The organism is Pseudomonas sp. FP1740 (assembly GCF_030687165.1).
Taxonomy (GTDB): Bacteria; Pseudomonadota; Gammaproteobacteria; order Pseudomonadales; family Pseudomonadaceae; genus Aquipseudomonas.
In genome coordinates this window covers 4,567,437-4,594,405 of sequence record NZ_CP117461.1, presented here as the reverse complement: position 1 = coordinate 4,594,405, position 26,969 = coordinate 4,567,437, and the positions used below count along the sequence as shown (strand labels likewise).

The 26,969-nt window shown below is 58.7% G+C and carries 12 protein-coding genes and 5 pseudogenes; 5 read left to right on the top strand and 12 right to left on the bottom strand.

The genetic code is table 11. The features are described from left to right. Positions 1–436: 436 nt before the first annotated feature. Positions 437–1,795, bottom strand: a complete 1,359-nt coding sequence (locus PSH69_RS20320) for a hypothetical protein (RefSeq protein WP_305409598.1) — start codon at positions 1,793–1,795, stop codon at positions 437–439. Positions 1,796–3,865: 2,070 nt separating this feature from the next. Here PSH69_RS20320 and PSH69_RS20315 point away from each other — a divergent pair. After that, positions 3,866–5,185 (top strand): hypothetical protein, encoded by a 1,320-nt coding sequence (locus PSH69_RS20315; protein WP_305409597.1) that lies wholly within the window; start codon positions 3,866–3,868, stop codon positions 5,183–5,185. A gap of 170 nt (positions 5,186–5,355) precedes the next feature. After that, a pseudogene (locus tag PSH69_RS20310) lies at positions 5,356–5,722 on the top strand (Tn3 family transposase); the annotation flags it as partial. Between the two features lie 1,697 nt (positions 5,723–7,419). Here the strand turns inward: PSH69_RS20310 and PSH69_RS20305 are convergent. Together PSH69_RS20305 and PSH69_RS20300 are read right to left on the bottom strand one after the other, a co-directional pair. Further along, positions 7,420–8,499 (bottom strand): hypothetical protein, encoded by a 1,080-nt coding sequence (locus PSH69_RS20305; RefSeq protein ID WP_305409596.1) that lies wholly within the window; start codon positions 8,497–8,499, stop codon positions 7,420–7,422. Between the two features lie 1,193 nt (positions 8,500–9,692). Further along, complete coding sequence (locus PSH69_RS20300; protein WP_305409595.1) at positions 9,693–10,793, bottom strand: hypothetical protein; 1,101 nt, start codon at positions 10,791–10,793, stop codon at positions 9,693–9,695. A 1,006-nt stretch (positions 10,794–11,799) separates the two neighbouring features. On the opposite strand from PSH69_RS20300, the pseudogene PSH69_RS20295 reads away from it, so the two are divergent. After that, a pseudogene (locus PSH69_RS20295) lies at positions 11,800–12,399 on the top strand (IS5 family transposase); the annotation flags it as partial. Here the strand turns inward: PSH69_RS20295 and PSH69_RS20290 are convergent. The 8 genes and pseudogenes from PSH69_RS20290 to PSH69_RS20255 form a co-directional block, all read right to left on the bottom strand. Continuing rightward, a pseudogene (locus tag PSH69_RS20290) lies at positions 12,393–13,307 on the bottom strand (IS66 family transposase); the annotation flags it as partial. The pseudogenes PSH69_RS20295 and PSH69_RS20290 overlap by 7 nt on opposite strands. Before the next feature lie 281 nt (positions 13,308–13,588). Beyond that, positions 13,589–13,771, bottom strand: a complete 183-nt coding sequence (locus PSH69_RS20285; RefSeq protein ID WP_305409575.1) for a hypothetical protein — start codon at positions 13,769–13,771, stop codon at positions 13,589–13,591. A 72-nt stretch (positions 13,772–13,843) separates the two neighbouring features. After that, positions 13,844–14,665 (bottom strand): hypothetical protein, encoded by an 822-nt coding sequence (locus tag PSH69_RS20280; protein WP_305409594.1) that lies wholly within the window; start codon positions 14,663–14,665, stop codon positions 13,844–13,846. A 1,147-nt stretch (positions 14,666–15,812) separates the two neighbouring features. Then, positions 15,813–16,613, bottom strand: coding sequence for a hypothetical protein (locus PSH69_RS20275; protein WP_305412908.1), 801 nt, complete (start codon positions 16,611–16,613; stop codon positions 15,813–15,815). A gap of 1,008 nt (positions 16,614–17,621) precedes the next feature. Continuing rightward, positions 17,622–17,864: pseudogene (locus tag PSH69_RS30345) on the bottom strand (ATP-binding protein); the annotation flags it as partial. 120 nt (positions 17,865–17,984) lie between these two features. Then, a pseudogene (locus PSH69_RS20265) lies at positions 17,985–18,283 on the bottom strand (IS21 family transposase); the annotation flags it as partial. Between the two features lie 112 nt (positions 18,284–18,395). Next, a complete protein-coding gene (locus PSH69_RS20260) occupies positions 18,396–19,796 on the bottom strand; it encodes a hypothetical protein (RefSeq protein WP_305409593.1) in 1,401 nt (466 codons plus the stop codon). Positions 19,797–21,154: 1,358 nt separating this feature from the next. Beyond that, positions 21,155–21,757, bottom strand: coding sequence for a hypothetical protein (locus PSH69_RS20255; RefSeq protein ID WP_305409592.1), 603 nt, complete (start codon positions 21,755–21,757; stop codon positions 21,155–21,157). Positions 21,758–22,696: 939 nt separating this feature from the next. Between PSH69_RS20255 and PSH69_RS20250 the strand changes: the two genes are divergently transcribed. Both PSH69_RS20250 and PSH69_RS20245 read left to right on the top strand, forming a co-directional pair. Beyond that, entirely contained in the window at positions 22,697–23,215 is a 519-nt protein-coding gene (locus tag PSH69_RS20250; RefSeq protein WP_305409591.1) for a hypothetical protein, read from the top strand. After that, positions 23,199–23,474: a hypothetical protein gene (locus PSH69_RS20245; protein WP_305409590.1), complete on the top strand. Its 276-nt coding sequence runs from the start codon at positions 23,199–23,201 to the stop codon at positions 23,472–23,474. Before PSH69_RS20250 ends, PSH69_RS20245 begins: the two co-directional genes overlap by 17 nt. Before the next feature lie 433 nt (positions 23,475–23,907). Here PSH69_RS20245 and PSH69_RS20240 read toward each other — a convergent pair whose 3' ends face one another. Further along, entirely contained in the window at positions 23,908–25,080 is a 1,173-nt protein-coding gene (locus PSH69_RS20240; RefSeq protein ID WP_305409589.1) for a hypothetical protein, read from the bottom strand. Positions 25,081–26,969: the final 1,889 nt, after the last annotated feature.

Genomic DNA, 26,969 nt, shown 5'->3' with positions numbered 1-26,969 from the left:
GGGTGGGTGGCATTGGGAGCCGGGGCCGATGCAGCGAAGTTGGCGAGGTATGCAGAATATGGGGAAAGGGGGCGCACTCTTCTCTCCTTTAGGGACGAATAGCAGGCAGTCTCCTGCCAAAGATCGTTCGACCGAATGCAAGCCACGGCCACGTGCATAGCCTGTTGGGTGGTCTGGGGGCGAGTTGGGGTTCCAGGGCACGGGAAAGTCGATGGGGCGGTCCGGCTGAATGGGTGTTCAACCCCCGCACCCAGCGAGGGCTAGGGGGCATGCCGAGATAAGGCAAAATCAGGATATTTGCTTTGCAAGCGGGTTCTATAAAGGCTTTCATGCAATCCATCTCGAGTCCTCCTGAATGACTGGCCACCTCGGACAATCTTAGAGGACCAACATACAGTGATAACAACCGTCGCCTTCTACTGGCGTCACGCAAACCTTATCGCCTGGAAGGCGCCTTCAGCTTCAACTTGAAGCCCCGGTTTATTGCCGAGCGCGTGCCCAGGTCAAGTCCGTGGTCCTTAATGGCCGTATTGACCGCCGCCTCCAAGGCTGCTGTGCGCTTTTCACCCGCAGCAGGCGCCAGCGCGGACCAGCGCTGATCCTGCTGCTCGAGATGGCACAGAAATCGTGAAATACAAGAGCGGTACGACCGGCCAAGGCTTTCGGGCAGTTGCGCCATCATTGTTTGGTGTTCGGGCAGCACAGGTGTCAGTCGGACCCGACCGGAAGGTCCCACTAGAGCGAGGTTGAAGCTTTGGTTAAGTGCTGCGCGCGTGCCTTCGTCAATTATGTTCTCCTTAATGGCCGTATTGACCACCGCCTCCAACACTGCTGGGCGCATGTCGTCCGCAACAGGTGCCAGTACTGACCAGCGCTGATTCTGCTGCTCGAGATGGCATAGAAATCGTGAAATATTAGAGCGCTGTTGCGAGTTAAGGGTTTTGGGCAGTTGCGCCATCACTGTTTGGTGTTCGGGCTGTACAGGTGCCAGTCGGACGTAACCGGAAGACCCCCGCAGAACCAGGTTGAAGCTCTGGTTAAGGGCCGAGCGCGTGCTTGTGTTAAGTCCGTGGTCCTGAATGGCCGTATTGACCGTCGCCTCCAACGCTGCTGGGCGCCTGTCGTCCGTAGCAGGCGCCAGCGCGGACCAGCGCTGATCCTGCTGCTCGAGATGGCACAAAAATTGTGAAATATAAGAGCGGTATGACGGGGCAAGCCTTTCGGGCAGTTGCGCCATCATCGTTTGGTGTTCGGCCAGTAATGGTGTCAGTCGAACCTGACCGGAAGTCCCCAGCAGAGCCAGGTTGAAGCCGTGGTTAAGGGCCGCGCGCGTGCTTGTTTGAAGTCCGTGGTCCTTAATGGCCCTATTGACCGCTGCCTCCAACGCTGCTGGGCGCTTTTCGCCTGCAGCAGGCGCCAGCGCGGACCAGCGCTGATTCTGCTGCTCGAGATGGCACAGAAATCCTGAAATCAGACTGCGGTATGATGAGGAGAGGCTTTCGGGCAGTTGCGCCATCACTGTTTGGTGTTCGGGCAGAGCAGGTGCCCGTCGGACCTGACCGGAAAGCCCCACTAGAGCCAGGTTGAAGCTGTGGTTAAGTGCCGCGCGCGTGCTTGTTTGAAGTCCGTGGTCCTTAATGGCCGTATTGACCGCTGCCTCTAACGCTGCTGGGCGCTTTTCGCCCGCAGCAGGTGCCAGCGCGGACCAGCATTGACCTTTCTGCTCGAGATGGCACAGAAATCGTGAAATTTTAGAGCGGTACGACCGGTCAAGGGTTTTGGGCAGTTGCGCCATCACGGTTTGGTGTTCGGCCAGTAATGATCCGACTCGCCGCGTGGGGGCGATGGATGACAGCGCGCGCGAGGATCCGGAGGACTGCGTTGACGACGGGTAGGGGGGAGCAGCCCGTTTCTTGCCCCTGCGATTGCGGGAAACGCCTGTGGTGGATGGGGCCGACGCGGCGTCGGCTCCGGACACAATGTGCCCAAAAGGATGTGCGCCTTCGTCAAGCAGCGGCGGCGGTGCCCAGTGTGGCTCAGAGTGATCGGAGTCTCGTGAGGCCTTGCTCGACGTCGTCTCGCGGCTCTCGGTCGTGCTGTCCGACGGCAGGGGAGACCCCGAGATGTCCTGCGGACTCCGTCTCTGAATCAAAGCATTGCGCAGTTGCGCCTCTGAGCGTGAGCGCGCGCGGAAGAAGTCGTCAGAAGTCAGGTGGCGAGTTAGCAGTAAGTCAGTCACGACGGGTGTTATATCCGCGAGGGTATAATTCGTGCTGTCGGAGCTATTCTTGGCCCGTTGCCGATTCAACTTCTCCAGCACAACCGTCTTTGGGTTGGGTAGAGCGTAGTCCTCGGCCGGCAATGAATGCAGATAGTCCTTTGAGAAAGGTGAGACTTCTCTGCGCGATGAGCCTGTGAGCTCGGCGGGTTGGGGGGGGGACTGCCTCGACGAGCCGCAAGCAAGGTACTGTTGCACATCCTCTATGGGGTTCGGCAAATGATCTGGTCCAAAAGCCGATTGCGTAGAGACTTCCAATGGCGCTAAATCGCTAGGGCCTCCGGGTGGGAGGGTGGCATTGGGAGCCGGGGCCGATGCAGCGAAGTTGGCGAGGTATGCAGAATATGGGGAAAGGGGGCGCACTCTTCTCTCCTTTAGGGGCGAATAGCAGGCAGTCTCCTGCCAAAGATCGTTCGACCGAATGCAAACCACGGCCACGTGCATAGCCTGTTGGGTGGTCTGGGGGCGAGTTGGGTTCCAGGGCGCGGGAAGTCGGTGGGGCGTTCCGGCTGAAGGGGTGTCCGGTGATGAGATGATCACCCCGCACTCATGCGCCGTGAGATGCAGAGGGAAGCGTTGACAGGGGAAACCGATGGGCTAGTCATTGAATCGCGTTATCAGGAATCCGGAAGGCCGATGCTGTTAAGCGACCCAGAAGGCAATCCGGAGCATGGCGTTATACGCCAATGCCTCGAAAACACGACTGATTGAGTTTGGTCGTTTTGCTGCGAGAAATTGTAGGAAGCAAGGTTTATACAGACCGGAGGCGTTTGACGTCCTGGGCTTCACGCATTGTTGCACTGCCGACAGAAAAGCGGGGGATCTCAAATCCTGCGACTGACGGTCAAGAAACAAATGTGTACAACGCCGCTGGCTATTCGGGATGAGCTGAAACGCCAACGTCATGAACCTGTTCGACTCGTCGGTCAGTGGCTTACCCCCCCGGTGGTCAGCGGGTACATCAATTACCACGAGGTGCCGGAAAATCTGATGCATCTTTGTGGTTTTCGGTTCGCGGTATGCCGTCTATGGCGGTAGGCCTTTAAGCGACGCACTTAGCGTAACCGGTTTCAATGGTCGCGCTACGGATGCCTGCCGATCTTTATATACCTAGACCCAAAAATGCACATCCTTACCTGTAACGACCTGATTGCAGGTCCGTTGACTCCTGTAGCCGTTCATGTTGATGGAAGTTCAAGCATATGGGAACCAGGCAGACTGAAAGCAACACTAAGACCAAATAACTGTTTTGAAATTTTAACATCGACCTGGCTATCTCCGTTTATGGCAGTTGAAGCCATTTGATATCATTGCAAGGGGATAGAAATGGGTGGATGCATTTCACGAAACGACACGAAGCCTGTGTTCATAGTGTCTCTCTCCACAGTGCCACAACCGACACCTGCCTTTGCGCCCACATCGCCCACACCCCCCTTGGCTCCCCGCAATCCGGAACGTATGGATGCGAACGGGGCACGGATTCAGGCGGGCAAGTTTTCACAAAAAACTTCGTTGTTCCAGACGGCCCTTAAGGCGGCCCTTGGCCGATCGGGCACCTCGCCCAAGACCGGACTCCAGGACCTTCCCGTGGAGTTGGTACAGGGTATTATCCGTGAGGTAGCAGCCAGTGACTCGGCGGGTGATACGGCCGGTGGGCTGCACGCCCTCATGTTGAGCAACAGGTATTTAAAGGGGGCGGTATTGAGTGAGCAGTCGGTCAAGGAGCATTACGATTTTCTGCAACCGTTGATACGCGCCTTCAAAGCGCTCAAACCCCACCTGGCGATTCACGAGATGAATCGCCACATGCTGGCGTTGATGGGGCCTAATCAGCGCCAGGGGTTGGTTATAGTCGCCCTCGGTCTGCCCGACTCCTGGGACAAGGCCAAGGCGATCGCCGGGTTGGGCGCCAGCCTGGCGGCTTTCGAACGGCCGCAGCAGCAGGCGCTGGTCACGGCCGCCCTCGGCTTGGTCAACGGGTTGCACAAGGCCCGGGCGATCGCAGGGCTGGGTATCGGGCTGACGTCTCTCGAACGGCCGCAGCGGGAGGCGCTGGTCACGGCCACCCTTGGCTTGGCCGGTGGCTGGAATATGGCCCAGGCGATCACCGGGCTGGGAGCCGGGCTGGCGGCTCTCGAATGGCCGCAGCAGGAGGCGCTGGTCACGATCGCCCTCGGCCTGGCCGGCGGGTTGCACAAGGCCCAGGCGATCGCCGGGTTGGGCGCCGGGCTAGGGGCTCTCGACGTGTCGCAGCAGCAGGCGCTGGTCACGGCCGCCCTCGGCCTGGCCGACGGGTGGCAAAAGGCCCAGGCGATTGCCGGGTTGGGCGCCGGGCTGGCGGCTCTCGAAGGGTCGCAGAAGCGGGCGCTGGTCATGGCCGCCCTCGGTCTGGTCAACGAGGGCAACAAGGCCCAGGCGATCGCCGGGTTGGGCGCCGGGCTGGCGGGTCTCGAACGATCGCAGCAGCAGGAGCTGGTCACAGCCGCCCTTGGCCTGGCCGAAGGGGTTCAAAAGGCCCGGGCGATCGCCGGACTGGGTGCCGGGCTGTCGGCTCTCGAACGGTCACAGCAGCAGGCGCTGGTCACGGCCGCTCTCAACCTGGTCCGCGGGTGGGACAAGGCCCGGGCGATCGCCGGATTGGGCGCCGGGCTGAGGTTTCTCGAACGGCCGCAGCAGGAGGCGCTGGTCACGGCCGCCCTTGGTCTGGCTGACGGGTGGGTCGACGGGTTGCACAAGGGCCAGGCGATCGCCGGGTTGGGGGCCGGGCTGGGGCACCTGAGCGAGCCGCAGCAGCAGGCGCTGGTCATGGCCGCCCTCGGCTTGGCCGACGTAAGACACCAGGCCGAGGCGATCGCCGGGCTGGTCAATGGTTATCAAACTTCGAGGGTTCATGGCTATCTTCGTTGAGGTGCTGGCCGATACCCAACTGACTGAGTCAGCAAAGCCGGCCCTGCAAGCGACGGATCAGGGCGGTGCAGTAGGGTCATAATGAATCTGGGCCTGATCATGGGGCTGTGGAAAAAAGTTCCGTGGCACCATTATCTGTAGCCTGGACAGGGCATTGACCAGGCGGTTGATATCCTAGTCAAAACGGCTTGGCCGTCGCCCTGCGCGAGTTGGGGCGCATCGAGCACACATTGTTTTTTTAGACCGGTTGTAAAGCGTTGAGCTGCGCCGCGTGTGAGTGCTGGGCTGAATAAGGGCGAAGCGCACAATGCGCTGGGCAAGGCTGTGTTCTTTAATCGGTTGGTTGAAATCCGTGACTGCAATTTCGATCAGCAACGCTACCCGCGCGGACATGGCTACGCAGTCGATGAATCGCTAGTGCAGTATCTGTCGCCGCTGGTCTGGGAGCACAACAACCTGACCGGTGATTACCTGTGGCGCCGTAACACCAAGGTTGCGGAAAATTCAGACTGTTACGACGGGCTTAGCGTACGTTGAACTCCCTTCCCTTTGGCGACCCAAGCAGCTGCATCTGACGTTGGCATTCGAAGCCGGGTATCAGACCGGTGAGCGCCCAAATACTATCCCGGCACATCAATGATCTGGAGCCTACGTTGACGCGCAATGGCTATCGCATGAAAGACCTTGTGGGGCAGTTCAACGCCATAGCACACGAATGCAAGGCATTGTTCAGCAACATGATCCTCTTACGGCCTCTGTTTGCAAGGCAGTAGAGGACTACCCAGCAGCGATGACACCGTCGCCTTCTACCGGCGTCGCGCAAGCCTTGTCGCCTATGAGGGCGCCTTCAGCTTCAACTGGAAGCCCCGGTTAATTGCCGCGCGCGTGCCTCGGTCAAGTCTGTGGTGCTGCATGGCCGTATTGACCGCCGCCTCCAGCGCTGCTGTGCGCTTTTCGTCGGCAACAGGCGCCAGGGCGGACCAGCGCTGATTCTGCTGCTCGAGATGGCACAAAAATTGTTAGTGCGCTGTCTCGGGGTAAGGATTTCGGGCAGTTGCGCCATCACGGTTCGGTGTTCGGCCAGTAATGGTCTGGCGCCCCGCGTGGGGCCGAAGGACTGCGTCGACGACGGATAGGGGGGAGCAGCCCGTCCCTTGCCCCTGCGAGTGCGGGAAACGCCTGTGGTGGATGGGGCCGACGCGGCGTCGGCTCCGGACACGTGCCCAAAAGGATGTGCGCCTTCGTCAAGCCGCGGCGGTGCCCAGTATGATTCAGAGTGGTCGGAGTCTCGTGAGGCCTTGCTCGACGTCGTCTCCCGGCTCTCAGTCGTGCTGCCCGACGGCAGGGACGGCCCCGAGATGTTCTGCGGACTCCGTCTCTGAATCAAAGCACTGCGCAGTTGCGCCTCTGAGCGTGAGCGCGCGCGGAGGAAATCTTCAGAAGTCAGGTGGCGAGTTAGCAATAAGTCAGTCACGACGGGTGTTATATCCGCGAGGGTATAATTCGCGCTGTCGGAGCTATTCTGAGCCCGTTGCCGATTCAACTTCTCCAGCACAACCGTCTTTGGGTTGGGTAGAGCGTAGTCCTCGGGCGGCAATGAATGCAGATAGTCCTTTGAGAAAGGTGAGAGCTCTCTGCGCGATGAGCCCGTGAACTCGGCGGGAAGGTGCTGTTGAACGTCCTCTATGGTGTTCGGCAAATGATCTGGTCCAAAAGCCGATTGTGTAGAGGCTTCCAATGGCGCTAAATCGCCAGGGCCTCCTGGTGGGTGGGTGGCATTGGGAGCCGGGGCCGATGCAGCGAAGTTGGCGAGGTATGCAGAATACGGGGGAAGGGGGCGCACTCTTCTCTCCTTTGAGGACGAGTAGCAGGCAGTCCTGCCAAAGATCGATCGACCGAATGCAAGCCACGGCCACGTGCATAGCCTGTTGGGTGGTCTGGGGGCGAGTTGGGTTCCCAGGGCACGGGAAAGTCGATGGGGCGCTCCGGCTGAATGGGGGCTACCCCCGTACCCAGCGAGGGCTAGGGGGCATGCCGAGATAAGGCAAAAATCAGGACATTTGCTTCGCAAGCGCCGCGCACGCCTATCGCGTTGTCTCAGGATTTTCAATGCCGACAAATAGTTGCAGATCCCATGAGTGAATGTCCCCTCATCTGGGCATGACCCTGGTGAGCCCCCCCTAGAGGACGAGCATGCAGTGATAACAACCGTTGCCACCGGCGTCGCGCAAGCCTTATCGCCTGGAAGGCGCCTTCAGCTTCAACTTGAAGCCCCGGTTAATTGCCGCGCGCGTGCTTTCGTCAAGTCCGTGGTGCTGCATGGCCGTATTGACCGCCGCCTCCAACGCTAGTGGGCGCTCTTCGCCCGCGGCAGGTGCCAGCGCGGCCCAGCGCTGATTCTGCTGCTCGAGATGGCACAGAAATCGTGAAATATTTGAGCGGTATGCCGAGGAGAGGCTTTCTGGCAGTTGCGCCATCACTGTTTGGTGTTCGGGCAGCCCAGGTGTCAGTCGGACCCGACCGGAAGGTCCCACTAGAGTGAGGTTGAAGCCCCGGTTAAGTGCCGCGCGCGTGTTTTCGTCAAGTCCGTGGTCCTGAATGGCCGTATTGACCGCCGCCTCCAACGCTGCTGTGTGCTCTTCGCCTGCAGCAGGCGCCAGCGCGGACCAGTGCTGATTCTGCTGCTCGAGATGGCACAGAAATCGTGAAATATTAGAGCGGTACGACCGGCTAAGGGTTTGGGGCAGTTGTGCCATCATTGTTTGGTGTTCGGCCAGTAATGGTGCCAGTCGGACCCGACCGGAAGGCGCCACTAGAGCCAGGTTGAAGCCGTTGTTAAGTGCCGCGCGTGTGCTTGGGTCAAGTCCGTGGTGCTGCATGGCCGCATTGACCACCGCCTCCAACGCTGCTGGGCGCTTTTCGCCTGCAGCAGGCGCCAGCGCGGACCAGCGCTGATTCTGCCGCTCGAGATGGCATAGAAATCGGGAAATACAAGAGCGGTGCGACCGGTCAAGGATTTTGGGCAGTTGCGCCATCACTGTTTGGTGTTCGGGCAGCCCTGGTGCCAGTCGGATCTGACTGGAAGGCCCCAGCAGAAGCAAATTGAAGCCGTGGTTAAGTGCTGTGCGTGTGGCGATGTTAAGTCCGTGGTCCTTAATGGCCGCATTGACCACCGCCTCCAACGCTGCTGGGTGCTCTTCGCCTGCAGCAGGCGCCAGCGCGGACCAGCGCTGATTCTGCTGCTCGAGATGGCGCAGAAATCGTGAAATCGCAGAGCGGTATCTCGGGTTAAGGATTTCGGGCAGTTGCGCCATCACGGTTCGGTGTTCGGCCAGTAATGGTGTGGCGCCCCGCGTGGGGCCGAAGGACTGCGTCGACGGCAGATAGGGGCGAGCAGCCCGTCCCTTGCCCCTGCGAGTGCGGGAAACGCCTGTGGTGGATGGGGTCGATGCGGCGCCGGCTCCGGACACAATGTGCCCAAAAGGATGTGCGCCTCCGTCAAGCAGGGGCGGCCCCCAGTGTGGCTCAGAGTGGTCGGAGTCTCGTGAGGCCCTGGTCGACATCGTCTCCCGGCTCTCGGTCGTGCTGCCCGACGGCAGGGACGGCCCTGAGATGTCCTGCGGACTCCGTCTCTGAATCAAAGCACTGCGCAGTTGCGCTTCTGAGCGTGAGCGCGCGCGGAGGAAATCGTCAGAAGTCAGGTGGCGAGTTAGCAATAAGTCAGTCACGACGGGTGTTATATCCGCGAGGGTATAATTCGCGCTGTCGGAGCTATTCTGAGCCCGTTGCCGATTCAACTTCTCCAGCACAACCGTCTTTGGGTTGGGTAGAGCGTAGTCCTCGGGCGGCAATGAATGCAGATAGTCCTTTGAGAAAGGTGAGAGCTCTCTGCGCGATGAGCCCGTGAACTCGGTGGGAAGGTGCTGTTGAACGTCCTCTATGGTGTTCGGCAAATGATCTGGTCCAAAAGCCGATTGTGTAGAGGCTTCCAATGGCGCTAAATCGGCAGGGCCTCCTGGTGGGTGGGTGGCATTGGGAGCCGGGGCCGATGCAGCGAAGTTGGCGAGGTATGCAGAATACGGGGGAAGGGGGCGCACTCTTTTCTCCTTTGAGGACGAGTAGCAGGCAGTCTCCTGCCAAAGATCGTTCGACCGAATACTAACCACGGCCACGTGCATAGCCTGTTGGGTGGTCTGGGGGCGAGTTGGGTTCCAGGGCACGGGAAAGTCGATAGGGCAGTCCGGCTGAAGGGGTGTCCGGTGATGATATGGTCACCCCCGCACCCGGCGAGGGCTAGGGGGCATGCCGAGATAAGACAAAATCAGGACATTTGCTTCGCAAGCGCCGTGCACGCCTAGCGCGTTATCTCAGGATTTTCAATGCCGACAAATAGTTGCAGATCCCATGAGTGAATGTCCCCTCATCTGGGCATGACCCTGGTGAGCCCCCCCTAGAGGACGAGCATGCAGTGATAACAACCATCGCCTTCTACCGCGTCACGCAAGCCTTATCGCCTGGAAGGCGCCTTCAGCTTCAACTTGAGGCCTTGGTTAAGTGCCGAGCGCGTGCCTCGGTCAAGTCCGTGGTCCTTAATGGCCGTATTGACTGCCGTCTCCAACGCTAGTGGGCGCTTTTCGCCCGCCACAGGCGCCAGCACAGACCAGTGCTGCCCCTGCTGCTCGAGATGGCACAGAAATCGTGAAATATTAGAGCGCTTCCTCGGATCAAGGCTTTCGGGCAGTTGCGCCATCACTGTTTGGTGTTCGGGCTGCACAGGTGCCAGTCGGACCCGACCGGAAGGCCCTACTAGAGCCAGGTTGAAGCTGTGGTTAAGTGCCGCGCGCGTGCCTCGGTCAAGTTCGTGGTCCTTAATGGCGGTATTGACCGCCGCCTCCAACGCTGCTGCGTGCTTTTCGCCCGCAGCCGGTGCCAGCGCGGACCAGCTCTGATTCTGCTGCTCGAGATGGCACAAAAATTGTGAAATATAAGAGCGGTATGACGGGGCAAGCCTTTCGGGCAGTTGCGCCATCACTGTTTGGTGTTCGGCCAGTAATGGTGTCAGCCGGACCCGACCGGAAGGCCCCACTAGAGCCAGGTTGAAGCCGTGGTTAAGTGCCGAGCGCGTGTTTGAGTCAAGTCTGTGGTCTTTAATGGCTGTATTGACCGCCGCCTCCAACGCTGCTGTGTGCTTTTCGCCCGCAGCCGGTGCCAGCGCGGACCAGTGCCGACCCTGCTGCTCGAGATGGCACAGAAATCGTGCAATCGCAGAGCGGTATGGCGAGCTAAGGATTTTGGGCAATTGCGCCATCACTGTTTGGTGTTCGGGTAGCCCAGGTGCCAGTCGGACCTGGCCGGAAGGCCCCACTAAAGCCAGGTTGAAGCTCTGGTTAAGTGCCGCGCGCGTGCCTGTGTGAAGTCTGTGGTGCTTCATGGCCGTATTGACCGCCGCCTCCAACGCTGCTGGGCGCTCTTCGCCCGCAGCAGGTGCTAGCGCAGACCAGCGCTGCCCCTGCTGCTCGAGATGGCGCAGAAATCCTGAAATATTAGAGCGCTGTTGCGCGGTAAGGTTTTCGGGCAGTTGCGCCATCACTGTTTGGTGTTCGGCCAATAATGATCCGACTCCCCGCGTAGGGGCGGTGGATGGCAGCGCGCGCGAGGATCCGGAGGACTGCGTCGACGGCAGATAGGGGGGGGCAGCCGGTTTCTTGCCCCTGCGAGTGCGGAAAACGCCTGAGGTTGATGGGGCCAGCAGCGACGGCGGTGGCCAGTGTGGCTCAGAGTGGTGGGAGTCTCGTGAGGCCCTGGTCGACGTCGCCTCCCGGCTCTCAGTCGTGCTGCCCGACGGCAGGGACGGCCCCGAGATGTTCTGCGGACTCCGTCTCTGAATCAAAGCACTGCGCAGTTGCGCTTCTGAGCGTGAGCGCGCGCGGAGGAAATCTTCAGAAGTCAGGTGGCGAGTTAGCAATAAATCAGTCACGACGGGTGTTATATCCGCGAGGGTATAATTCGCGCTGTCGGAGCTATTCTGAGCCCGTTGCCGATTCAACTTCTCCAGCACAACCGTCTTTGGGTTGGGTAGAGCGTAGTCCTCGGACGGCAATGAATGCAGATAGTCCTTTGAGAAAGGTGAGAGCTCTCTGCGCGATGAGCCCGTGAACTCGGCGAGAAGGTGCTGTTGCACGTCCTCTATGGTGTTCGGCAAATGATCTGGTCCAAAAGCCGATTGCGTAGAGGCCTCCAATGGCGCTAAATCGCCAGGGCCTCCGGGTGGGAGGGTGGCATTGGGAGCCGGGGCCGATGCAGCGAAGTTGGCGAGGTATGCAGAATATGGGGAAAGGGGGCGCACTCTTCTCTCCTTTAGGGACGAGTAGCAGGCAGTCTCCTGCCAAAGATCGTTCGACCGAATGCAAGCCACGGCCACGTGCATAGCCTGTTGGGTGGTCTGGGGGGGAGTTGGGTTCCAGGGCACGGGAAAGTTGTTGGGGGGCTGACTGAATGACCGGCCACCTCGAACAATCCGCGCACCTTGGTCAGCCCCCTAAGGAAAACTCTGAAAAAGACTTCCAGATTCGGTGAAATACTCACCTCGCACAATACAGAACGGTTGGGCCCCGATGAAACAGATGTTCTTCGCCGATGCCGAGTATGCCGGCAAACGTAAGCAGACCCGCCGCGAGCGCTTCCTGATCGAGATGGATCAGGTGGTGCCCTGGAAGGGTTTGATTGCCTTGATCGAGCCGTATTATCCAAAGGGTGAAGGCGGTCGGCCGGCGTATCCGTTGCTGGCCATGTTGCGGGTTCATCTGATGCAGAACAGGTTCGGTTATAGCGATCCGTCGATGGAAGAAGCACTTTACGAGACCACGATCCTGCGTCAGTTTTCGGGGCTGCATCTGGATCGGACTCCTGATCAAATCACGATCCTCAACTTCCGGCGGCTGCTGGAGAAACATGAGTTGGCGGGCGGGATTTTGCAGGTTATCAATGGCTATCTGGGTGATCGTGGTTTGATGCAGCGTCACGGCCCGGTTGTCGATGCGACGATCATTCATGCGCCGAGTTCAACCAAGAACAAGGACGGTAAACGCGCCCCTGAAATGCATCAGACGAAGAAAGGAAACCAATATTTCTTCGGGATGAAAGCGCACATCGGCGTCGACGCCGAATCCGGCTTGGTGCATAGTCTGGTCACCGCAGCGAATGTTGCGGACGTTGCGTGCAGATCGAAGAACTTACGGCGGGCATGGGCCATGCATCCGATTTCAGTGATGCCTTGCTGGAAGCTTGCTTTGTAACCGACGAAATCATCGCAAACCAGCTTGCCGTTCCATAGGCCAAGAAAGTTGCGTGCATGTTCGCCCGCACGGCTCGGGCTGAAGTCGTAAACGACTGCCCTGACCGCCGAAAACGGCGTAATGCAGTAGGCTCAGACGTAAGCACGGTGGGTCTTCTTCTGGCCCGGCGCGAGCATCTGCATTGGCGTTTCGTAATCATGGATCACGCCTTGGGCAAGTGCCGCTTCGCGTAGCGCATCGACCAAGGGCTGGAGTTGCACACCGGCTTGGCCGACCCATTGCATCAGTGCCGAGCGGGCGATAGCCAGACCGGCGCGGCCAAAGATTTTCTCTTGCCGGTACAGCGGCAAGTGGTCGGCGAATTTGGCCACCATCACGTGAGCCAGCAGCCCTGCGGTCGGGATATCCTTGTCGATTACCTGGGCCAACCGGTGCCTGAGTCAGCGTTTCGCACTCGCGGCAGACCCACTTCCCACGCACATGCTGCGCCACGGTGAAAACGCCCGGCGTGTAATCCAACTTCTCTTTGACGTTCTCACCGATCCGCTGGAGCTGGCAGCCGCAGGCGCATTGGGTGTTGTCTGGTTCGTGATAAATCACGGTACGCGGAAACTGCGCAGGCAAAGGAACACGCTTGCGTGGTTCGGCCGGCGCAGCCGGCGAATTCAATGCTTTCAGCTCGGCTTCGATGGCCGCGATGTCGGTATCGGCAGGTCGTCAAGCAGGCTGCTTTGAGCAGGACTCAAATGCTCACTGCGCTTGGCAAACTTGTTACGTTTGAACCAGGCGATTTCGTGGGTGAGTTGCTCGATGATGGCTTGGTCGCGGCCGTTTTTCTTGCCCATCCGGTTGACAGACAGATAAGCGCAGTGCGGCTTCGCCGCACCGAACACCGCGTTCACTCTGGCCAGCGCAGTTTCAGTGCCGACACGCATGCCCATGGCTCGGTGGCGAGCTAGATGGCGTCGATACGAATCATTGAGTGAATCCACGGACAAAGCGGGCGCAGCCTTCAGGATCTCAAGTTGGCCATTTCACTGTGATCGATTGCTCGCCAAGCGGCAGCTCATAATCGCCAACGCTTCCGCCTGCCGTTTGGGCGTAGCTCTCAACGGAACGAAAGCCGGCAACGCCGCTGGCGGCTGGTCTCGGTGAAGCGGTAGCCACTGCGGATAACGTTGGCGTTGATGCCGTGGCTGATGGCAACGTTGAATAGGGTTGCGCCCGATTGCAGGCATTCCTGAATAACCTGGGCCTTGAAGGGCTTCGGGGAAGAGCTTCGTTGGCGCATGGAAATCCTGACGTTAGGGGCTATCGCGTCCGCTTTAATGATCTGACCCCGAATACGCGGACACCATCGTCCTTAATGCTGGAGTTCGGAAGTTGTGTTGGCTGGACGCTTACTCAGCTTCAACTTGAAGCCCCGGTTAATTGCCGCGCGAGTGCTTAGATGAAGTCCGTGGTCCTTAATGGCCGTATTGACCGCCGCCTCCAACGCTGCTGTGCGCTCTTCTCCCGCAGCAGGCGCCAGCGCGGACCAGCGCTGACCCTGCTGCTCGAGATGGCACAGAAATCGCGAAATATTAGAGCGGTATGACTGGGTAAGGGTTTTGGGCAGTTGCGCCATCACGGTTTGGTGTTCGAGCAGCACAGGTGCCAATCGGACCTGCCCGGAAGGTCCCAGCAGAGCCAGGTTGAAGCCCTGGTTAAGTGCCATGCGTGTGTTTATGTGAAGTTTGTGGTGCTGCATGGCCGTATTGACCGCCGCCTCCAGCGCTAGTGGGCGCCTGTCGCCCGCAGCCGGCGCCAGGGCGGACCAGCGCTGATCCTGCTGCTCGAGATGGCACAGAAATCGTGAAATATTAGAACGGTATGACTGGGCAAGGGTTTTGGGCAGTTGCGTCATCAGTGTTTGGTGTTCGGGCTGCACAGGTGCCAGTCGGACCTGACCGGAAGGCGCCACTAGAACCAAGTTGAAGCCGTGGTTAAGTGCCGCGCGCGTGCCTCGGTCAAGTCCGTGGTGCCGCATGGCCGTATTGACCGCCGCCTCCAACGCTGCTGGGCGCTCTTCACCTGCAGCCGGCGCCAGTGCGGACCAGCGCTGACCCTGCTGCTCGAGATGGCGTAGAAATCCTGAAATATAAGAGCGCTGTTGCGGGGAAAGGCTTTTGGGCAGTTGCGCCATCACGGTTTGGTGTTCGGCCAGTAATGATCCGACTCGCCGCGTGGGGGCGATGGATGACAGCGCGCGCGAGGGCCCGGAGGACTGGGTCGACGACGGATAGGGGCGAGCAGCCCGTTCCTTGCCCCTGCGAGTGCGGGAAACGCCTGTGGTGGATGGGGCCGACGCGGCGTCGGCTCCGGACACAATGTGCCCAAAAGGATGTGCGCCTTCGTCAAGCAGCGGCGGCGGTGCCCAGTGTGGCTCAGAGTGGTCGGAGTCTCGTGAGGCCTTGCTCGACGTCGTCTCGCGGCTCTCGGTCGTGCTGTCCGACGGCAGGGGAGACCCCGAGATGTCCTGCGGACTCCGTCTCTGAATCAAAGCATTGCGCAGTTGCGCCTCTGAGCGTGAGCGCGCGCGGAAGAAGTCGTCAGAAGTCAGGTGGCGAGTTAGCAGTAAGTCAGTCACGACGGGTGTTATATCCGCGAGGGTATAATCCGTGCTGTCGGAGCTATTCTGAGCCCGTTGCCGATTCAACTTCTCCAGCACAACCGTCTTTGGGTTGGGTAGAGCGTAGTCCTCGGACGGCAATGAATGCAGATAGTTCTTTGAGGAGGGTGAGAGCTCTCTGCGCGATGAGCCCGTGAACTCGGCAGGAAGGTGCTGTTGCACGTCCTCTGTGGTGTTCTGCAAATGATCTGGTCCAAAAGCCGATTGCGTAGAGACTTCCAATGGCGCTAAATCGCCAGGGCCTCCTGGTGGGTGGGGGGCATTGGGAGCCGGGACTGATGCAGCGAAGTTGGCGAGGTATGCAGAATATGGGGAAAGGGGGCGCACTCTTCTCTCCTTTGAGGACGAATAGCAGGCAGTCTCCTGCCAAAGATCGTTCGACTGAATGCAAACCACGGCCACGTGCATAGCCTGTTGGGTGGTCTGGGGGCGAGTTGGGTTCCAGGGCACGGGAAAGTCGTTGGGGCGGTCCGGCTGAATGACTGGCCACCTCGGACAATCCGTACACGCCTAGCGCGTTGTCTCAGGATTTTCAATGCCGACAAGTAGTTATAGATTCCATGAGTGAATGTCTCCTCATTTGGGAATGACCGTGAGCCCCCCTTAGAGAACCAGCATGCAGCGATAACAACCGTCTTCTTCTACCAACGTCGCGCAAGCTTTATCGCCTGGAAGGTGCCTTCAGCTTCAACTTGAAGCCCCGGTTAATTGCCGCGCGCGTGTTTTGGTCAAGTCCGTGGTCCTTAATAGCCGTATTGACCGCCACCTCCAACGCTGCTGGGCGCTCTTCGCCCGCAGCAGGCGCCAGCGTGGACCAGCGCTGACCCTGCTGCTCGAGACGGCACAGAAATCGTGAAATAAAAGAGCGCTGTCTCCGGTTAAGGGTTTCGGGCAGTTGCGCCATCACGGTTTGGTGTTCGGGCTGCACAGGTGCCAGTCGGACCCGACCGGAAGGCGCCACTAGAGCCAGGTTGAAGCCGTGGTTAAGGGCCGCGCGCGTGTTTGGGTCAAGTTCGTGGTCCTGCATGGCCGTATTGACCGCTGTCTCCAACGCTGCTGGACGCATGTCGTCCGCAGCAGGCGCCAGCGCGGACCAGCGCTGACCCTGCTGCTCGAGATGGCACAGAAATCGTGAAATATTAGAGCGCTGTTTTTTGTTAAGGCTTTCGGGCAGTTGCGCCATCACTGTTTGGTGTTCGGGCAGCCCAGGTGCCAGTCGGACCTGACCGGAAGGCCCCTGCAGAAGCAAATTGAAGCCCTGGTTAATTGCCGCGCGCGTGCCTTGGCCAAGTCCGTGGTCCTTAATGGCGGTATTGACCGCCGCCTCCAACACTGCTGGGCGCTTTTCGCCCGCTGCAGGCGCCAGCGCAGACCAGCGCTGACCCTGCTGCTCGAGATGGCGCAGAAATTGTGAAATATTAGAGCGCTGTTGCGATCTAAGGTTTTTGGGCAGTTGCGCCATCACGGTTAGGTGTTCGGCCAGTAATGATCCGACTCGCCGCGTGGGGGCGGTGGATGGCAGCGCGCGCGAGGGGCCAGAGGGCTGGGTCGACGATGGATAGGGGGGGGCAGCCCGTTCCTTGCCCCTGCGAGTGCGGGAAACGCCTGAGGTGGATGGGGCCGACGCGGCGTCGGCTCCGGACACAATGTGCCCAAAAGGATGTGCGCCTTCGTCAAGCAGCGGCGGCGGTGCCCAGTGTGGCTCAGAGTGATCGGAGTCTCGTGAGGCCTTGCTCGACGTCGTCTCGCGGCTCTCGGTCGTGCTGTCCGACGGCAGGGGAGACCCCGAGATGTCCTGCGGACTCCGTCTCTGAATCAAAGCATTGCGCAGTTGCGCCTCTGAGCGTGAGCGCGCGCGGAAGAAGTCGTCAGAAGTCAGGTGGCGAGTTAGCAGTAAGTCAGTCACGACGGGTGTTATATCCGCGAGGGTATAATTCGTGCTGTCGGAGCTATTCTGAGCCCGTTGCCGATTCAACTTCTCCAGCACAACCGTCTTTGGGTTGGGTAGAGCGTAGTCCTCGGACGGCAATGAATGCAGATAGTCCTTTGAGAAAGGTGAGAGCTCTCTGCGCGATGAGCCCGTGAACTCGGCGAGAAGGTACTGTTGCACGTCCTCTATGGTGTTCGGCAAATGATCTGATCCAAAAGCCGATTGCGTAGAGACTTCCAATGGCGCTAAATCGCCAGGGCCTCCGGGTGGGAGGGTGGCATTGGGAGCCGGGGCCGATGCAGCGAAGTTGGCGAGGTATGCAGAATATGGGGAAAGGGGGCGCACTCTTCTCTCCTTTAGGGACGAGTAGCAGGCAGTCTCCTGCCAAAGATCGATCGACCGAATGCAAACCACGGCCACGTGCATAGCCTGTTGGGTGGTCTGGGGGCGAGTTGGGTTCCAGGGCACGGGGGGAAAGTCGATGGCAGTCCGGCTGAATGACTGGCCGATCAGTACATGCCATTTGTCCACCGGCATCCGGTTGGTCACCGGCGTCGAGCGGTTGCCGTAATGGTCGTTCGGCAGCTCGAGCATGTCGCGCCGTTGCGCAGCGGTAAACGGTGCCAGGCCCCAGTCGTTCAGGATCAGCAAATCGGTCTTGGCATAACCCGCCATCATTTTCGCGAAGCGACCGTCGCCGTGGGCCAGGCCCAGTTCCTCCATCAAGCGCGGCAGGCGCAGGTAGCGCACGCTGTAACCGTCGCGGCAGGCCTTGTGAGCCAGAGCGCAGGCGAGCCATGTTTTGCCCTCGTCAGTCGGGCCGCCGATGATCAGGTTCAGGCCATCGCGCAGCTACTGGCCGCTGCCTGGTTGCAGGATCAGAGTCTTGTCCAGGCCACGCGGGCTGCGGCGGTCGATGTTTTCCAGGCAGGAGTCAACGAACAGCTTTTCACCTGCGCGGTGCTCCTGGCGCATGACCACATCAACCTAGATAGCCCATTTTATATCGAGGCGGCGTAGTTCAGTATGCGCCGATGCATCGGACGCTGATCGCTTGGAACCGTCGGTGCAGGCGGGAACAGACATTGCTCCAGTTCGGCGCCTGATAACGATGTCGGTCAAGTCAGCCCGCAAGCGTTGAAACGGTGCAGGTAATTGCCGGCACCGAACTTTAGGCGTAGTACCTCTCGGATTTTACGCATGGATATACGCTTCAAGATGACCTCTTCGCTTCAATAAAAGAGGTCGCTACCTGCCTTGGCTTGGGTCGGATCAGTGACAGATCACTGTCCAAGTGGTCGTGGAATCCGCACCTTATCGCCAAGAAGGCGCCTTCAGCTTCAACATGAAGCCCCGGTTAATTGCCGCGCGCGTGTGTGAGGCAAGTCCATGGTCCTTAATGGCCGTATTGACCGCCGCCTCCAACGCTGCTGGGCGTATGTCGTCCGCAAAAGGCGCCAGCACTGACCAACGCTGATCCTGCTGCTCGAGATGGCACAGAAATCGTGAAATACAATAGCGGTACGACCGGCCAAGGCTTTCGGGCAGTTGCGCCATCATTGTTTGGTGTTCGGGCTGCACAGGTGTCAGCTGGGGCCGGCCGGAAGGCCCCACTAGAGCCAGGTTGAAGCCATGGTTAAGTGCCGCGCGCGTGCCGGGGTCAAGTCTTTTTTCCTGAATTGCCGTATTGATCGCCGTCTCCAGCGCTGCTGGGCGCCTGTCGCCCGCAGCAGGCGCCAGCGCGGACCAGAGCTGACCCTGTTGCTCGAGATGGCACAGAAATCGTGAAATATTAGAGCGGTATGCTGAGGAGAGGCTTTTGGGCAGTTGCGCCATCACTGTTTGGTGTTCAGGTTGTACAGGTGCCAGTCGGACCTGACCGGAAGGCCCCACTAGAGCCAGGTTGAAGCCGTTGTTAAGTGCCGCGCGTGTGCTTGGGTCAAGTCCGTGGTGCTGCATGGCCGCATTGACCACCGCCTCCAACGCTGCTGGGCGCTTTTCGCCCGCAGCAGGCGCCAGTGCGGACCAGAGCTGATCCTGCTGCTCGAGAAGGTACAGAAATCGTGAAATATAAGAGCGGTATCGATGGTCAAAGGATTGGGGCAGTTGCGCCATCACTGTTTGGTGTTCGGCCAGTAATGGTTTCAGTCGGACCCAACCGGAAGGCCCTACAAGAGTCAAATTGAAGCCCTGGTTAAGTGCCGCGCGCGTGTTTTGGTCAAGTCCGTGGTCCTTAATGGCGGTATTGACCGCCGCCTCCAACGCTGCTGTGCGCTTTTCGTCCGCAGCAGGCGCCAGCGTGGACCAGCGCTGATCCTGCTGCTCGAGATGGCACAGAAATCGTGAAATTTTAGCGCGGTACGACCGGTCAAGGGTTTTGGGCAGTTGCGCCATCACTGTTTGGTGTTCGGGCAGAGCAGGTGTCAGTCGGACCTGACCGGAAGGCCCCACTAGAGTCAGGTTGAAGCCGCGGTTAAGTGCCGCGCGCGTGTTTTTGTTAAGTCCGTGGTCCTGAATGGCCGTATTGACCGCCGTCTCCAACGCTGCTGGGCGTTTTTCTCCTGCAGCAGGTGCCAGCGCAGACCAGCGCAGACCTTGCTGCTCGAGATGGCACAGAAATTGTGAAATTTTATAGCGGTACGACCGGTTAAGGGTTTTGGGCAGTTGCGCCATCACGGTTTGGTGTTCGGCCAGTAATGGTGTGGTTTGCCGCATGGGGGCGGTGGATGGCAGCGCGCGCAAGGGGCCGGAGGACTGCGTCGACGACGGATAGGGGCGAGTAGCCCGTTCCTTGCCTCTGCGAGTGCGGGAAACGCCTGAGGTGGATGGGGCCGACGCGGCGTCGGTTCCAGACACAATGCGTCCCAAAGGATGTGCGCCTTCGTCAAGCAGCGGCGGCGCCCAGTGTGGCTCAGAGTGGTCGGAGTCTCGTGAGGCCCTGGTCGACGTCGCCTCCCGGCTCTCAGTCGTGCTGCCCGACGGCAGGGACGGCCCCGAGATGTTCTGCGGACTCCGTCTCTGAATCAAAGCACCGCGCAGTTGCGCTTCTGAGCGTGAGCGCGCGCGGAGGAAATCTTCAGAAGTCAGGTGGCGAGTTAGCAATAAATCAGTCACGACGGGTGTTATATCCGCGAGGGTATAATTCGCGCTGTCGGAGCTATTCTGAGCCCGTTGCCGATTCAACTTCTCCAGCACAACCGTCTTTGGGTTGGGTAGGGCGTAGTCCTCGGACGGCAATGAATGCAGATAGTTCTTTGAGGAGGGTGAGAGCTCTCTGCGCGATGAGCCCGTGAACTCGGCAGGAAGGTGCTGTTGCACGTCCTCTGTGGTGTTCTGCAAATGATCTGGTCCAAAAGCCGATTGCGTAGAGACTTCCAGTGGCGCTAAATCGCCAGGGCCTCCTGGTGGGTGGGTGGCATTGGGAGCCGGGGCCGATGCAGCGAAGTTGGCGAGGTATGCAGAATACGGGGGAAGGGGGCGCACTCTTTTCTCCTTTGAGGACGAGTAGCAGGCAGTCTCCTGCCAAAGATCGTTCGACCGAATGCAAACCACGGCCAGGCGTATCGCCTGTTGGGTGGTCTGGGGGCGAGTTGGGTTCCCTGGGCACGGGAAAGTCGATGGGGCGCTCCGGCTGAATGGGGGCTACCCCCGCACCCAGCGAGGGCTAGGGGGCATGCCGAGATAAGGCAAAATCAGGATATTTGCTTTGCAAGCGGGTTCTATAAAGGTTTTCATGCAATCCATCTCGAGTCCTCCTGAATGACTGGCCACCTCGGACAATCCGCGCAGGCCTATCGCGTTGTCTCAGAGTTTTCAATGCCGATAAGTAGTTGCAGACCCCATGAGTGAATGTCCCCCTCATCCGGACAACCTATATCCCTTAGGTACTTTGACCAAGACCTGTTCCGTTTCTACTCCATAGTCTTCCGGCAGCTCAACAGTGTGACAGGTAAGGAGGTGTCGCCTCTGCTTAGTTGTTGTACGGAGTTTTAACGCAGCTCACCGTAGCGATCTAACTCGGATTGTGGCAGTACGCGTAGCTACTGTGGTCGGCCCGCTGGGCCGCATAGGGTTTATGGAATGAGGTTCAGTCTCGATACACGCTGCAGGGAGGTACCCCGTACAAATCCACTATCGCGGCCACCCATCCAATGGATAATGAAACAGGTTAAACCTGACTTGTATGAGCGCCGGCCGTGCTTTGGAGCCTTGATCAACCGCGCCGCGACTGTCGCCTTTCTGAGACGACCCGAGAAAGTGGAACCTGATGGCGTCTGAAACCACCCACTGTGATCAAGAGAGAAGGTGGTTGAATGGACATCCGACATATCGCGGACATTTCGGGCAATGTTGTGGCTTCCGGCATCGATGCGGTGCACCAGTTTACGATTGCTGGAACGATTCACAAGGTTAATGCCCTGTCGTTGCGGTGGTTGGGCCAAGCCGGTGCTTCCATTGGCGGGCGTATCGTTGCCGATATCAAGAATGGCAAGTTGTTCCAGATGGCTTCTCGCGGTGCCGCTGTTTTTGGCACTCCTGCGTTTTCGGAGCGGGGGGTGACATATCGACCCCTGCTCAACTTCAAGGCGGGCGAGCACCGAGGCCTGGACCTTGTCAGTGTAGACATGGAAGACGATGCAGGCCGTAAGAGTCAGTGGGGGGCTGCGCCTGGGCATGAGGTGCAACCTTCATCGATGCCTCACCAAGCGCCACTTGGGCCGCGCCAACTTATACGCAAACCTCGCCTTGCAGCACAACCGGCGCTCCAGGCATCGTCCCATCCCAGCTTGAGGACGAGCGCAGTGGTTGGCAGCCAGACTACGGCGCGGTCCGTGCCAGACAAGGTAGCGCCTCCACTTCCGCCCCGACCGGCGCCGCCAGGGCCGCGACAACTGACGAACCGTCCTCGTGCTGTCACAGAGCCAATGCTGCCCCAGGCAGCGCGCCTGCCTGACTTGAAGTCGACGAGCTTTCTGGGTGGCCATATTTCAGCAGAGGCATTGGCAGGCATCGAACTGCCGGTAGTGCCAGCAAAACCACCGGAACTGACTCGGCCGGTAGTGCCAGCAAAACCACCGGAACTGACTCGGCCGGTAGTGCCAGCAAAACCATCGGAACTGACTCGGCCGGTAGTGCCAGCAAAACCACCGGAACTGACTCGGCCGGTAGTGCCAGCAAAACCACCGGAACTGACTCGGCCGGTAGTGCCAGCAAAACCACCGGAACTGACTCGGCCGGTAGTGCCAGCAAAACCACCGGAACTGACTCGGCCGGTAGTGCCAGCAAAACCACCGGAACTGACTCGGCCGGTAGTGCCAGCAAAACCACCGGAATTGACTCTGCCGTCAGTAACTCCTGAATCGACGCAAGAGAGCGCGCCCCAGATAGCCGCTCGCCCGGTCAAAATAGGGCTTCAACAACTGATAGAAAAGCTTCGTGCGGAAACCGTACCGCCCCGGCAGCGACCGGTGGCGTTACGCCGCACCAGTGAGCCACCCCTTAGGAGCACTGATGAGTTTTCCACTGTGCGTATGCAGCACCCCTCGGCGTTACGGTCAGGTGCACCCACCTTGCGCCCGAGTGTAGGTGAGCCGAACAGCGCCATGGAGGCGCGTATGCGCTTTATGCCGCCTGCTACCGTCGTCGGCGGCGTCAGTTCGTCGGAAGTGGTAAAATTCAGCGATTTGCAGCCCATGATTCGGGTATACATGGGCGAGGAGAAGGGCAAAGTATTCGGTACCTCGGTCAAGTACTTGAACAAGGAGGAGCGTGCCCGTTACAAAGTGACCATTCGCGACGGCAAAGTCTTCGATGCCGATGGCAAGCCTTTTGAAACCCGTCAGGCGTCAACGGCGTTCGAGGTCGATAAGGGGCGGGCGATTTTTGTCATGGATGCACAGGGTTCGATCTACATCTCGAACGAGCAAACTCGAGGCAAATTTCACCACTCCAGCTTTCTCGCTGGCCAACCGGTCGCGGCGGCTGGGGACATCCGTATTGAAAACGGTTTCATCACTGCCATTTCCAGAAAGAGTGGTCACTATCGCCCAACCCCCGAGCAACTGAATCAAGTTGTGCAACAATTGGCCCATCAAAACATATCAGGAATCTTCGTTGATGAAGACCTCAGCTAATCTCAATTTTTTGCGCATTCCCATGAGCATGCTTTACGACATCGCCCAGCCGGAGGCTTTCCCAGGGTTGTCGCCCGCGCAAACCGAGCGGCTGACTCAGGAATACACCCCGGATGAGCTGGCCGGCATTCTTCAGGCGCTGGATTATGCGCTGCAGAATCCAACGTACGATTTCAAGGCGCTCATGCCAGACTTGCCCCATGGCAACGTTCAGATCAGCGAGTTTCTAAAGCGCATGCGTCTGTCGATTCCGCTTTAACAGGTCAGCGTAACTGCGCCGCAGTGATCGATTGGGATTACGAGCTGCGGTATTATCTGTCTATAGGCAAAGACGTTGTGATAAAGCATGCCCATATGATGCGTCCTCCCTCCATAAGCGGGCGCAGTGCTCGAGCTTACTAGCAGGCATCAAGGTTTTCACTACAGGCGCTAACTGATCACAGAAACATAGCTCAGTTTCGAAATTTTTTTCGGAGGCAGCATGTTAGTTGCCCAGTATGCATCGGTCTCGAGTCCGCTCAAGACACACTGCCAGTAGCCCCTTGCTGTTTGGCGAACTGGATTGTAGCTGGTGGTCTTGGGTTGCCGGCGTCGTATACAGCGCTATCTAAAATCGGAATATAGAAGGAGATTGATACTCGATTCAACGTCGGGCAAAACTCATATTCTAAGATTGAGCACAGTCTGTACCTTTAGCCACTAACCCTCAGTTCATGATAGCCATTGACCAGTCCAGCGATCGCCTTGGCCTTGGCTTGCTCATCGAACAGACCGAGCGCTGCATCGACCAGGTCCTTGCGTTGTGACTCGTTCAGGTAAGCCAGCCCTGAGCCCAGATCGGCGATCGCGTCGGCCTTGTAACTTTCGTATATCAAGTTAAGGGTGGTGTCGATCAAGCCTTGGCGCTGTGTCTCGTTCAGGTGCAGCAGCCCGGTGCTTAACCCGGCGATCGCTTGAGTCCTGTACGCCTCATGGGCCAGGCCGAGAGCAACGTTGACCAGGCCCTGGCGCTGTGTCTCGTTGAGGTGCAGCAATCCGGCGCTTAACCCAGCGATCGCTTGGGCTCTGTATTCATCATGGGCCAGGCCGAGAGCGACGTCGAGCAAGGCTTGGCGCTGCGGTTCGCTCAGGTGCACCAGTCCCGCTCCTAGCCCGGCGATCGCCCTGACTTTTTCCCTCTCATCGGTCAGGCCGAGGGCGGCATTAACCAGGGATTGGAGCGGTGACTCACTCAGATGCACGAGCGCGGCACCCAGCCCGACGATAACCCTGGCCTTGCACCACTCATCGGTCAGATCGAGGGCGGCAGCAACCAGATCTTGGCGCTGCACCTCGCTCAGGTGCGCCAGCCCGGCACTCAGCCCGGCGATCGCTTGGGCCCTGTACTTCTCATCGGTCAGGCCGAGGGCGGCGTCGACCAGGTCTCGGCGCAGAGCCTCTTTCAGGTGCGTGATTCTCGCACCCAGCCCAGGGATCGTCAGGCTCTTGGACCATTCATGAGTGAGACCGAGGGCGGTTTTGACCAGGTCCTGACGCTGCGCCTCGCTCAAGTACTCCAGCCCGACGCCTAGCCCGGCAATCGCCTCGGCCTTGCGCCACTCATGGGGTAGGTCGAGGGCGGCCTTGACCAGGTCCTGGCGCTGCGATTCGCTCAGATACGCCAGCCCGGTACCTAACCCGGCGATCGCCTCGGCCTTTCGCCACTCCTGGGTCAGACCGAGGGCGGCGGTGACCAGACTCTGCCGCTGCGACTCGCTCAGATGCACCAGCCCGGTGGCCAACCCGGAGATTGCCGTAGCCTTGTGCATTTCACTGACCTGGCCGAGGGTGTAGTTAACCAAATCCTGCCGTTTGTTCGGACTCAATAATCCTAACGGTCTGCCAAAGGAATAGGCCTTCATTGACCGAATCAATGCATAGGCACCGAGGCGATTAGCGTTGGATATCAGGGCGAGTTTATTGTCCTCGAGGGCCTTGTCCCTCAGTTCCTCTACCCTTAACCCCCCGGCGCTTGGCAAAACGAGCAGCAGATTCAAGAATGTTTCAACGCAGAGTCACTGCGCAGCTCACCAAAAATCTTCTGTTTTAGTGCTATGGGAAAGTTTTTGAGTCCGGTCGGGGGCAGGGGAGCTGATCGCTCAATGACTTCCCGCATCAACGATGTCTTTTCTGCCAGCATACCTGCCTGGATCAATAGTCGCCTCGTATTGTGATCAACTGTGGATCGATCTGTCACTTGAGTCACAGTTAACATTGGAGAGCCCGGAGAGGGGACCGGCCTCTGTCCTACAGTTGCCTGGTGCCAGTTGCCGGAAATACAGATTTCCATCGGCCATGGATTCCTTAAGAATTATGCAGGAAAGGGTGACTGCGTTCTGACGCCCTAAGACTTGGCACGCAGATGAGCGCCTGTGAAGGTCTGTGTCGAGCGTACTGGGTGGCCTGAGAAGCGATTCTGGTTCCGGGGAGTACGCGAAAATCGAGCGGGGTAGTCCGGCAAACACCGCATGAGATCGATGCGTCCAACCAATACTTTATTAGGCCACTTCTGATTGCGGGCAATTACGCTACATACAAACCCCGGAAGGTGAAGGCTTGACTTAAAAAGCACAAGCGTTCCACATACATTTCCATCCCGACATCCGGCTCGTGGATAAACACGGTTGAGCGCTTCTTTCGCAACATCACGGTGTAATTGCGTGACGGCAATTTCAGCTTGTCTCGTGAGTTAGAGAGTTTGATCGCTGCACTCCTAGCACTGTGAAAGGGCAGCCACCCGTCATGTCTGGAATGTAAAGGGAGAGCTATTTTTAGTAGAATATAGCGAACCCATGAGGGGGGGCTCACAGGTTGATAGTCAGTAATTTCAAAACATCACAAGTAGGTGAAGGCAAAAGAATCCCAATTTCAATTGCCTTCACTTGCAGTCTTAGGTTTACCAGGCAGGCGGATATGCCATCGCCGATTGTGTAATGAATGCGGCAGAAAACAGAGTAGCACTGGTAATCAGATATTTGATAAAGCTCATGGTTATTCCTCTTTATTTGAATAGCTAAGCCGAAAATTCAGCTGAGCTACGCTATTAGTAGTTCACCTTGTCAATTCAGTTCCCTTTAATTCAGATGGTACGTCGAGGCTAAGCTTACCGGCGAAAAAATCTTCTTCTCAGGCAGTCACCGAGCCAGGAACGATCTCAAGCGAGACCCGGCGGTTGCGCTAGGAATGACAGTCACCTGTGCCCCAGCACAGATCCATATGTGCTGATTACCGCATCCTGCCTTGCGTTTTGACGCCGAAGCGGGTTATGGGGGAAGGATACATCGGTAAGGGCAACTACTTGTTGAGCATCCAAATCGTAACAATGAGGCACTGGATAAGACGGTACATGATTTGTTGGCCGAGATGCGCAATTGCGTTATCGGCAAGTGCATCCCCGCAACGAACCGCAGCAAGAGCCTGTCCAGTCCTGGTCGGGATCGATTGGTGCCAGTCAATCCCTGATCCTCCTACGCCTCTGTTTTGCAAGGCAGTAGCCACCAGCGATGACACCGTCGCCTCTATCGGCGTCATCGCTGCATGTTTGTCCCCTCAAGGGGGCATCAGAGTCATGCCCAGATGAGGGGACATTCACTCATGGGGACTGTAACTACTTATCGGCGCTTGCGAAGCAAATGTCCTGATTTTGCCTTATCTCGGCATGCCCCCTAGCCCTCGCTGGGTGCGGGGGGTGAACACCCATTCAGCGGGAGCGCCC